Source organism: Janthinobacterium sp. GW823-FHT03B06 (genome assembly GCF_058796955.1).
Window position 1 is genome coordinate 458,447 of the sequence record NZ_JBXAJE010000004.1, and the last position, 10,826, is coordinate 469,272.

A 10,826-nucleotide genomic window follows, 5' to 3' on the forward strand; every position below is an offset into this window, starting at 1 on the left:
CCTTACCTGCTGTGCGCCTGTAAAACTCCCTTGCAGGCCACTTGGCCCATGACCAAGCCACAGGAGTGTCAGATGACGCAAACCCGCAGTCCCTCCCCTACCTTGCGCCTGTTGTGCGCTGCCCTGCTCGGCGCGTATGGCCATGCGGCCATGGCGCAGGACACCGGCGCCGCCGGCGAGCCTGCCGCCATGCAGCGCGTCGAAGTCACCGGTTCCTCGATCAAGCGCCTCGTCTCGGAAACGGCGACGCCCCTGTCCATCTTCAAGGCCGAGGATTTCGCCAAACAGGGCCTGACGACAGCCCAGGAAGTTCTCAGCAAGATCCCCTCGAATGCGTCCAGCATGGGCAGCGGCAATGCCGTCGGCGGCAATACCAGCGGCTTGCCCACGGGCGGCCAGGCCAGCGCCGACTTGCGTGGCCTGGGCGGCGACAAGACCCTGGTCCTGCTCAACGGCAGGCGCATCGCCAACCATCCGTATGACGGCGCCAGCGTCGACCTGAACATCATCCCCATCGCGGCCCTGGAAAGAGTCGAAGTGCTGCGCGACGGCGCCTCGGCCATCTATGGCACGGACGCCATCGGCGGCGTCATCAATTTCATCACCAAGCGCTCGGTCAACGTCACGAACATCACGGCCGAAGTGGTCGCCCCCGAACACAAGGGCGGCGGCGAGCACCGCATCAACCTGTCGACGGGTTTCGGCAAGCTCGACACGGACGGCTACAATATCTTCGGCGTGCTCGACTACCACAAGCAAAACGTGCTCACGTCGCAGGACCGCGCCTTTTCAGCCACCGGCATCGTCCCCTCGCGCGGCCTGTCCATTACCAGCGGCACGACGTTTCCTGGCAACTACTTCGACGCGGCGGCCAACGGCGGCAATGGCCTGGCCGGCAACCCCTACGCGGCCAGCGGCTGCCTGCCGCCGCTGTCGGTGCCGGCCGTGCCGGCGAACGGCACCTGCCGCCAGGATTACACGCGCCAGATCGACGACTTGCCCGCACAGCAGCAAATAGCCTTCTTCGGCAAGGGCGCCTTCAAGCTGGGCGGCGGCCACCTGGCCACGGTGGAATACCTGCATTCGGAAAACAAGGTGAAGGCACGCACGGCGCCGCCACCGCAAACGGGCCTGATTCTGCCCATCAGCAGCAAATATTATCCGGGCAATGCGGGCGGCGTACCGGCCCAGCCGGGCTTGTCGGGCCAGCCGCTGAGCGTCAACTGGCGCCCCGTCGAGGCGGGCCAGCGGCAGATCGATTCGGACGGCAAGGCGGACCGCCTGGTGCTGGCCCTCGAAGGCGAGCTGGCCGGCTGGGACTACAAGACGGGCCTGAGCCATGCCATCAGCAAGTCGTCGGAAAAATTCACGAACGGCTATGTGCAGGATGCGGGTTTTGCCGCTGGCGTGCTGAACGGCATTCTGAACCCGTTTGGCGAGCAGGATGCGGCCGGCAAGGCTTACCTGGCCAGCACGGCACTGCGCGGCGAAGTGCAAAGCGCCAAGGTCACCACCACGGGCTTCGACATCAAGGGCAGCCGCGAACTGATGCAGCTGGCCGGCGGCCCGCTGGCCATCGCGCTGGGCGGCGAGGCGCGGCGCGAAAAGGCCGACTTCAACGTCAACCGCGACATCGCCGGCCAGGCTGCCAGTTCCGGCCTGTCCGGCTCGCTGTCGAAGAGCGGTTCGCGTACCATCGAAGCTGTCTTCGGCGAAGTCAACTTGCCGCTGATCAAGGACTTGGAAGTACAGCTGGCCGCCCGCTTCGACCATTACAGCGACGTGGGCAGCACCACCAATCCGAAGCTGGCCCTGCGCTACCAGGCCAGCAGCGCGCTGGTGCTGCGCGGCTCGGCCAGCACGGGTTTCCGCGCGCCCACTCTGTTTGAAAAGAATGCGCCGCCGTCGAAGAACGATACCAACGACACCTACGACGACCCGATTTTGTGCCCCGGCGGCGTGCCGCAGCCCGGTGCCAACCCCTTGCGCGATTGCGACTTGCAGCAGTTCAAGCTACAGGGCGGCAATGAAAAGCTGAAACCGGAAAAATCCACGACCTTTGCCCTCGGCCTCGTGCTCGAACCCGTCAAGGAAGTCACGCTCGCCATCGATTACTGGAACATCCATTTGAAGGACAAGATTTCGTCCTTGCCCGAGCAATCGATCTTCGGCAACTACGAGAAATACAAGGCCTTGTTCCTGCGCAATCCCGATGGTTCGCCCTACGCCATCCTGGACTTGAACGACAATCTCGGCGAAGTGAAAACGGACGGCATCGACGTCAGCCTCAATGCGCGCCTGGCCCGTGGCGCGTATGGCGATGTCAGCGTGTCGGTCGATGGCACGTGGACCCACAAGTATGACTACCAGAACGAACGGGGCGGCGCCTTCATTGCCAACGTGGGCCGCTACGCGGACAACAATCCCGTGTTCCGCTGGAAACATACGGCCGCGCTGAACTGGCGCATGGGCAACTGGGGCGCCACCGTGTCGCAATCGTTCAAGTCCGGCTACACGGATCAGAATCTGGTGGATCCGCAGTTCCGCCACGATGTGCCGTCGTACAGCCTGCTGAACGTGTCGGGCAGCTACGCGTGGAAAGGCTTGCTGCTGACGGCCGGCGTGAAAAACCTGTTCGACAGGGAACCGCCGTTCTCGAACCAGGGCACCTTGTTCCAGAAAGGTTACGACCCGCGTTACACGGACCCGATCGGGCGCGCCTGGTACTTGCGCGGCAGCTATACGTTTTAAGGGGAATTTTCAGGTCAATAGATAAAACAGGCAGCGCTGGCAACAGCATGCCAGCAACAGAAAAGCGGCGCCATCAGCGATGATGTGCGCCGTTTTATTTTACGCATCTGAGCAAGGCTGACAAGGGCTCACGATACTTTATTGCTGAAGGATTACAAAAAAAACAGGGAAATGTTGCATTTCGTCCAAAAAGTCCGCGTGAAATTGACAATCTGAATCGTGAATGTTTTGATGAGGGCCCAGAAAATTTACAGAATTTTCATTGGTGGATTTTCAAAAAGGCAAATAAATTGTTGGCAAGCAACAAGTTATTTCAAAATAATTGCCGCCTTTATCACAATAACAAGGAATTTCAGATGATGATAGAAAATGTAATATCGCGGTCGCTGCGCCTGATGTTTGCAGGCGGCATGGCCCTGAGCATGCACGCCGCGTACGCACAAGAAACAACAGATGGCACCATGCAACGCGTGGAAGTCACGGGTTCGAGCATCAAGCGCATCGCTTCCGAAGCGTCGCTGCCGGTGCAGTCGTTCAACCAGAAAGACATCAAGAAAACCGGCGTCACCACGGTGACCGATTTCATCCAGCAAATTCCTGCGATGCAGGGCTTCTCCGTGGCCGCCGATTCGGTGGGCGGCGGCGGCGGCGGCGTCACCACGGCCTCGATCCACGATATCGGCGCGGCCTACACGCTGGTGCTGCTGAACGGCCGCCGTATCGCGCCATCCAATTCCGGCACCACCATCGACCTCAATTCGATCCCCCTGTCGGCCATCGAGCGCGTGGAAGTGCTGACGGACGGCGCCTCGGCCCTGTACGGCGCCGACGCCATCGCCGGCGTGGTCAACTTCATCCTGAAAAAAGGCGCATCGCCGCTGGAAATCAATGCCAAGTATTCGCGTCCTGAAGAAAAAGGCGGCGCCAGCAACTCGATCTCGATCAGCAAGGGCTTCGGCGATATCGACGAAGACGGCTACAGCATCTTCGTGTCGGCCAGCCATGACGAACAAAAATCGCTGAAGGCATCGCAGCGCAGCTTCGCGAAAAGCGGCATCATCAATTTCAACGATCCGAAGACCGGCAAGGCACTGCAATTCATCAACGGTTCCTCGCGCTCGGCCCCTGGCAATGCCACGGTCGATTACAAACGCACCGATGCGAACGGTAATGTGGTCATCAACCCAGAGACCAACAAGCCCTTCATCGACAACGTCAATCTGAACCCGTACGCCCTGGCCCATGGCGGCAAATGCGCCGCCAGCAACATGGATTTCTACGGCGACGGCAACTGCTATTTCGATTCGCCATCGACCATCGAAATCAATCCGGAATCGAAGCGCGACGCCATCTTCAGCTCGGGCACCGTCAAGCTGGGCAAAACCGGCTTCCAGGGTTTCTATGACCTCGCCTACACCGAAGCGCGCGTCGTCGCCAGCATCGCGCCGTACCCGGCCGATTTCTCCGTCGATGTCGGCTCGCCGCTGTTCAACAAATATCTGGCACCGAACCTGACGCCGGCGCAGTTGGCCAACGCCACGGGCGCCGTCGCAAAATACCGCCTGTCGGAAATGGGCAACCGCGTGTACGACTACGGCACCAAGGCCACTCACATCGTCGCCGGCATCGATGGCAATGCATTCGGGTGGGACATCAACTCGGCCGTGACGTACTCGAAAAACAAGCAGACGCAGAAATACGTCAGCGGCTTCCCGCTGGCCGACAAATTCGACGCGCAAGTAGCCGCCGGCAATATCGACCCGTTCGCCTACCCTGTCGGTTCCATGCCGGACGCCATGCGCCAGGCCCTGCTGGGCACGGGCTTCAGCGGCACCTACAACACGCAAACCGTGGAAATGAAGGGCATCGACGGCCGCGCTTCGCGCCCTGTGTTCTCGCTGCCAGGCGGCACGGCCATGCTGGGTGTGGGCGCCGACTACCGCAACACCTCGTACAAGGTGAAGCAGGCCGACGTCGCCAGGCAGGCGCAGATCCTGTTTGACAATGCACAAGTCGACAGCGAATACGCGCGCGACAATGCCGGCGCCTACGCCGAGCTGATGATGCCGATCTCGAAAAAACTGGAAATGACCGGCTCGCTGCGTTATGACCAGATCGGATCCATCGACGACAAGCTGACAGGCAAGACGGTAGGCAAGAAAGAAAACGCCACCACCTGGAAAGTCAGCGGCAAGTATTCCGCCACCAAGAGCCTGATGTTCCGCGCCGCTGCCGGTACCGGCTTCCGCGCCGCCAGCATGCAGGAAATCGCTGGCCCACTGGAAGACTGGGGCGTCACGGGCGGTAACTACCAATGCCCATTGACGGCAGCGAACGGCATGGGCGGCCACCCGCTGGCCGGCTACTGCAGCGGCGTCGGACGCCAGCAGTTCGAAGCCTTCCAGGGCGGCAACCCGGACCTGAAGCCGGAAACGTCGAAGCAATGGAGCATCGGTACCGTGTTCGAGCCGATCGACAGCCTGTCGATGTCGTTCGACCTGTGGAACGTGGAAATCCGCGACCAGGTCACGGCGGTTTCGGAAGGCCTGATCTTCAACGATCCTGCCAAGTACGCCAACCTGTTCACCACCAAGCACATCAGCTCGACGGGCAAGGACGTGTTGGCCATCAAGCTGCTGCCGATTAACATCGGCAAGGTGGAAAACCGCGGTATCGACTACGACTTCACCCACAAGATGAAGCTGCTGGATGGCCGCCTGACGAGCCGCCTGATGGGTACCTACCTGCTGCGTTCGCGCTACACGACGCCGGGCACCGATGATCAATGGGAAACCAGCCTGAACCGCTACGGTTCGAACGACAAGGTCAGCTTCCGCAACATCATCCGCGCCACCACCTCGTATGAGACGGCCAAGTTCACGCATACGCTAAGCGCCAGCTACCGCAACGGCTACACGGACAAGGAACAGACGGCTGACGATTGCGCCGTGATCGTGGCCGGCAGCCCTGGCGAATGCTATGGCATCCAGCTGGAAGTGCCGAGCTACACCACCTTCGACTTCCAGACGGCTTACCGTCCGCTGAAGAACGTGGAAATCACGGGCGGCATCCTGAACCTGTTCGACCGCAATCCGCCGTTCACCCTGCGTAACACGGGTTCGCATCAAGTAGGCTACAACCCATCGTACTCGAGCGCCCTGGGCCGCCAGTTCTACCTGAGCGGTTCCTACAAGTTCTAAGCTTCCTGTCAGCTGAAAACTGAAAAAGCCCGGAAAGCTTAGCTTTCCGGGCTTTTTTTCATGCTGCGCGCCATGTTAGTCCGCGTCGCCCTGCAAGCGGCGCTGCTTCACGGCCGCCGCCAGGTTTTCCAGCACGGCCACGCTGGCGCTCCAGTCGATGCAGCCGTCCGTGACGGACTGGCCATAGATCAATTCCTTGCCGGGTATCAAATCCTGGCGCCCCGCCACCAGATGCGATTCCACCATCACGCCGACGATGCGGCCATCGCCGCCCGCCACCTGGCTAGCGATGTCGGCGCACACGGGGATCTGGTTTTCCGGTTTTTTCGAGCTGTTCGCATGCGAGGCGTCGATCATCAGGCGCGCCGCCAGCCCTTGCGCGGCGATGGCCTTGCACGCCTCGTCCACGCTGGCCGCGTCATAGTTCGGCGTTTTTCCGCCGCGCAAGATGATATGGCAATCCTCGTTGCCGTTGGTCGAGACGATGGCCGAGTGGCCGCCCTTCGTGACGGAAAGAAAATGGTGCGGCTGCGAGGCGGCCTTGATGGCTTCCACGGCGATCTTCACATTGCCGTCCGTGCCATTCTTGAAGCCAACCGGGCACGACAATCCCGACGCCAGCTCGCGGTGCACCTGCGACTCCGTCGTGCGCGCGCCGATGGCGCCCCAGCTGATCAGGTCGGCGATGTATTGCGGGCTGATGACGTCGAGGAACTCGGTACCGGCAGGCAAACCCAGCTCATTGATATCGCGTAACAATTCGCGCGCCATGCGCAAGCCGTCGTTGATGCGGAAGCTGTTGTCCATGTACGGATCGTTGATCAGGCCCTTCCAGCCCACCGTCGTGCGCGGCTTCTCGAAGTAGACGCGCATGACGATTTCCAGTTCGCCCGCGAAACGCGCGCGCTCCTTGACCAGCAGGCGCGCATATTCCATCGCCGCCTTGGTGTCGTGGATGGAGCAAGGCCCGATCACCACCATCAGGCGGTCGTCCTGGCCATGCAAAATGCGGTGCAGGGCGATACGGGCGCTGGCGGCGGTCTGTCCGGCTTGCTCCGAGCAGGCGAATTCGCGGATCAGGTGGGACGGCGGGGTCAATTCCTTCATTTCGCGAATTCGCAAATCATCGGTGCGGGGCATCATTTTCTCCAAAATTTAAGGATGGGTAAAACATCTGGGTAAAAAAAAACCGCCATCAGTGGCGGTTTTTTAGAATGTGCTGGGGTCTCGTTTTTTGCTGCTACGTGAACCGACCGCTACTCCACCGCCTTTGGGGTTGGAATTGCTAAAGTAAAAATAAGCGGTAAAAAAGTGGCGAGCGAACATGCGAGTCATCCCTAAGTGATGATCGACTATAAACCTAAATCGCAAGGGTTGGCAAGCGTATTTGTCGGCAAAGCCGCATGCCGCTGCCGTTTCACACTGAAAAACACGCCAAAAAGCGTAAAAAGTTGCGCGCTGCAGGTCCGCACCGGCTGGCCAACAACGCTGGGGCCGCCGTGGCGCGCACGCCACGCCAGCCCGTTTTCACCTTGGGAAGCGACGCACTACTGATGTAGATCGAATCCCCGCCAGGCCGCACGGCCAAGACTGCAAGGTGTACCTCACCTTTTTCTGTCTGACCTTCCGGAGACTCGCATGATCTACAAACAATCTGTCCATCCATTTTCACCGCCACGCATGGGCCTGGCTCTGGCAAGCGCCCTGCTCGCCCTGCCCGTCCTGGCACAGGAAGCGGCTCCCATTGCCCGCGTGGAAATCACCGGCTCGAACATCCGCCGCGCGCAGGCGGAAACGGCGTCGGCCGTGCAAACCCTGAACGCGGCCGACATTGAAAAATCGGGCAAGTCCAGCGTGGCCGAACTGCTGCAGACCCTGGCCGTCGACAACCAGGGCTCCGTGCCCACTACCTTCGGCAACGGCTTTGCCGCCGGCGCTTCCGGCGTGTCGCTGCGGGGCCTGGGCACGGCCTCGACCCTGGTGCTGCTGAACGGGCGCCGCGTGGCGCCATATGGCCTGGCCGACGATGGCCAGAAGGTATTTGCCGACCTGAACATCATTCCCCTGGAAGCGGTGGAACGGGTGGAAATCCTCAAGGATGGCGCCTCGGCCATCTACGGTTCGGACGCCATCGCCGGCGTGGTCAACGTGATCCTGCGGCGCGACTACCAGGGCACGGCCATCAAGGGCAATTACGGCAAAACGAAGGAATGGGACGGGCGCGACGCGCGCGCCGCCATCACGCACGGCTTCGGCGACATCGACAGCGACCGCTACAACGTGCTGCTGAACCTCGAGTACAGCGAAAAGGCCGCCATCTGGAACCGCGACCGGGCCGGACGGGGCGCCGTCGGCCGCAGCGACTTGCGCGACCAGGGCTTCAGCGCGCAGGAGTCGCTCAGCGGCGCGGGCGCCATCACCACCAACAACGCGGCCGGCAGCGCCGTCAACGGCAATGTGCGCAATCCCGACACGCTCGACTACTACAACCGCGGCAACCTGGCCGGCGTGGGCTTTACGCGCACCTTCCCCGGCGCCGCCTGCGGCAACTTCACCACACATCCGCAGGGCGACCCGGGCGGCGGCTGCCTGACCGATGCCGCGCAGCAATACGGCCAGATCCAGCCCAAGCAAAAGAACATTAATTTCTTCGGCCGCGCCGCCTGGCAACTGACGCCTGCCTTGCAAACGTATGCCGAATTGAACGTGTATCACAGCGAATCGAATTCCGTCACCACGCCCTCGACGGTCAGCGGTTCGGTCGGCTATCCGGGCGGCCCCGTCAGCAATGCCGGCGTGTCGCTCGGTGCTGCGCACCCGGACAACCCGTATTTCGGCACGGCGGCGCGGCTGCGCTACCTGGCGGCCGACGTAGGGCCGCGCCTGTCGGAAGTCGACTCCACCTTCACGCGCTTCGTGGCCGGCATCAAGGGTAGCGTGGCGGGCTGGGATATCGACAGCGCCTTGCTGTACTCGCAGAATAAGGTCTCGAACGACTTGAACGGCTATCTGCAGCGCGACGTCGCCTTCGCCCTGCTCAACCCGACAGCCGCCAATGTGGCGGCTGCCAGCCTGAACCCCGCGTATGCGGCCCTGCCGGCGGGCAGCCTGTGGCGCATCGCGGAAAACGCGGGCCTCAATTCGCCCGCGCTGTACGCGGCCCTGTCGCCACGCATCTCGAACGACGCCAAGACGCATATCGCACAGATCGACTTCAAGGCCAGCCGCGAGGTGGCCAAGCTCGACGGCGGCGGCCTCGGTGTGGCCGTGGGCGCAGAATTCCGTCACGAAGCGACGGAACTCAAACCCACCACGGGCACGGAACGGGGCAATATCATTGGCCTCGGCTATTCCGCCTACAAGGGCAGCCGCAACGCCTCGGCCATCTATGCCGAAGTGCTGGCGCCCGTGCTGAAAACCGTGGAACTGTCGGGCGCCCTGCGCGCCGACCATTTTACCGACGTGGGCAATTCCTACACGCCGAAAGTGGGCGTGAAATGGACGCCCATACGCGAACTGGCCCTGCGCGGCACCTTTGCCAAGGGCTTCCGCGCTCCAAGCGCGGCGGAAAACGGCGTCGGCGGCCTGGCCGCGTTCTCCACTGCCAGCGATCCGCTGCGCTGCGCGCTGGGCGTGGAAGTGGCCTGCGATCCGGCGCCGATCGCCGTCATCACCTCGCCCAATCCGAACCTGTCGCCCGAACGTTCGCGCAGCTATTCCGTGGGCGCCGTGTGGGACCCGCTGCCGCGCAGCAGCATTTCCGTCGACCTGTGGCAAATCCGCCGCAAGAATGAAATCAACCAGGAGCAGACGGATGCGGCCATTGCCGCCGGCAACGTGGCGCGCGACCCGTCCACGGCCACCGGTATTCCCGGCGATCCGGGCGCCATCACGGCCGTGCTGGCCAACTATGTGAATTCGGCGCAAACGACGGTGCGCGGCATCGATATCGACGCGCGCCAGCGCTTCAACCTGGGCAGCGACTATGGCAACCTGGTGTTCGACCTGAAGTGGACGCACCTGTACAAATGGCTGCGCACGGAACAGGATGGCACGCAGCGCGATTTCGCCGGCACGCATGGCAATTGCGACGTGTCCAACTGCATGGGCACGCCGGACGACCGCATCAATCTGGGCGCCACCTGGGAACGCCAGAACTGGCGCGTCACGGCCAACGTCAACTACCGCGCCCCGCTCGACAACGTGCGGTTCAAGAATGACCCGGACGGCTGCGCCACGCATTTTGCCGACGGCACGGACGCGCCGCGCGGCTGCCGCATCGCCTCGTTCACCACGGTGGACCTGACGGCCCGCTGGCTGGCCACGCCCAAGCTGGAAGTGTTTGCGACGATACAAAACCTGTTCGACAAGATCGCCCCGCTCGACCCGCTGACGTATGGCGCCACGGGCTACAACCCGCTCGACTACGCGGGCGCGGCGGGACGCTTCATCAGTGCGGGGGTGAAATACAAGTTCTGAAAAATCGGGAGCGTAGGCCGGATTAGCGGGGCGCAGCCACGCGTCATCCGACAACCGTGTTGACGCGGCCGGCAGTGGTGTCGGGTTACGCGCCTTGCGCTAACCCGATCTACGCGAGCGCCATCTCGGAAAAGTAGGCCGGATTAGCCCGGAGGGCGTAATCCGACAATCGCGTTGACCTCACAGCAGGTAGGTCGGATTAGCGGGGCGCAGCCACGCGTCATCCGACAACCGTGTTGACGCGGCTGGCAATGGTGTCGGGTTACGCGCCTTGCGCTAACCCGACCTACGCCAGCGCCATCTCGGAAAAGTAGGTCGGATTAGCCCGGAGGGCGTAATCCGACAATCGCGTTGACCTCACAGCAGGTAGGTCGGATTAGCGGGGCGCAGCCACGC

At 62.1% G+C, this 10,826-nt stretch carries 4 protein-coding genes; 3 read left to right on the top strand and 1 reads right to left on the bottom strand.

What is annotated here, in order from left to right; translation table 11 throughout:
• The first annotated feature begins 72 nt into the window (after positions 1–72).
• Entirely contained in the window at positions 73–2,751 is a 2,679-nt protein-coding gene (locus tag AC1RBA_RS16730; RefSeq protein WP_492419198.1) for a TonB-dependent receptor, read from the top strand.
• 356 nt (positions 2,752–3,107) lie between these two features.
• Positions 3,108–5,951, top strand: coding sequence for a TonB-dependent receptor (locus AC1RBA_RS16735; RefSeq protein WP_070291150.1), 2,844 nt, complete (start codon positions 3,108–3,110; stop codon positions 5,949–5,951).
• Between the two features lie 75 nt (positions 5,952–6,026).
• Here AC1RBA_RS16735 and aroG read toward each other — a convergent pair whose 3' ends face one another.
• The gene (gene aroG / locus AC1RBA_RS16740) at positions 6,027–7,091 is read right to left on the bottom strand and encodes a 3-deoxy-7-phosphoheptulonate synthase AroG (protein ID WP_070219338.1); all 1,065 of its coding nucleotides are present in this window, start codon (positions 7,089–7,091) and stop codon (positions 6,027–6,029) included.
• A 498-nt stretch (positions 7,092–7,589) separates the two neighbouring features.
• On the opposite strand from aroG, the gene AC1RBA_RS16745 reads away from it, so the two are divergent.
• The gene (locus tag AC1RBA_RS16745; protein WP_070291149.1) at positions 7,590–10,430 is read left to right on the top strand and encodes a TonB-dependent receptor; all 2,841 of its coding nucleotides are present in this window, start codon (positions 7,590–7,592) and stop codon (positions 10,428–10,430) included.
• Positions 10,431–10,826 lie beyond the last annotated feature (396 nt).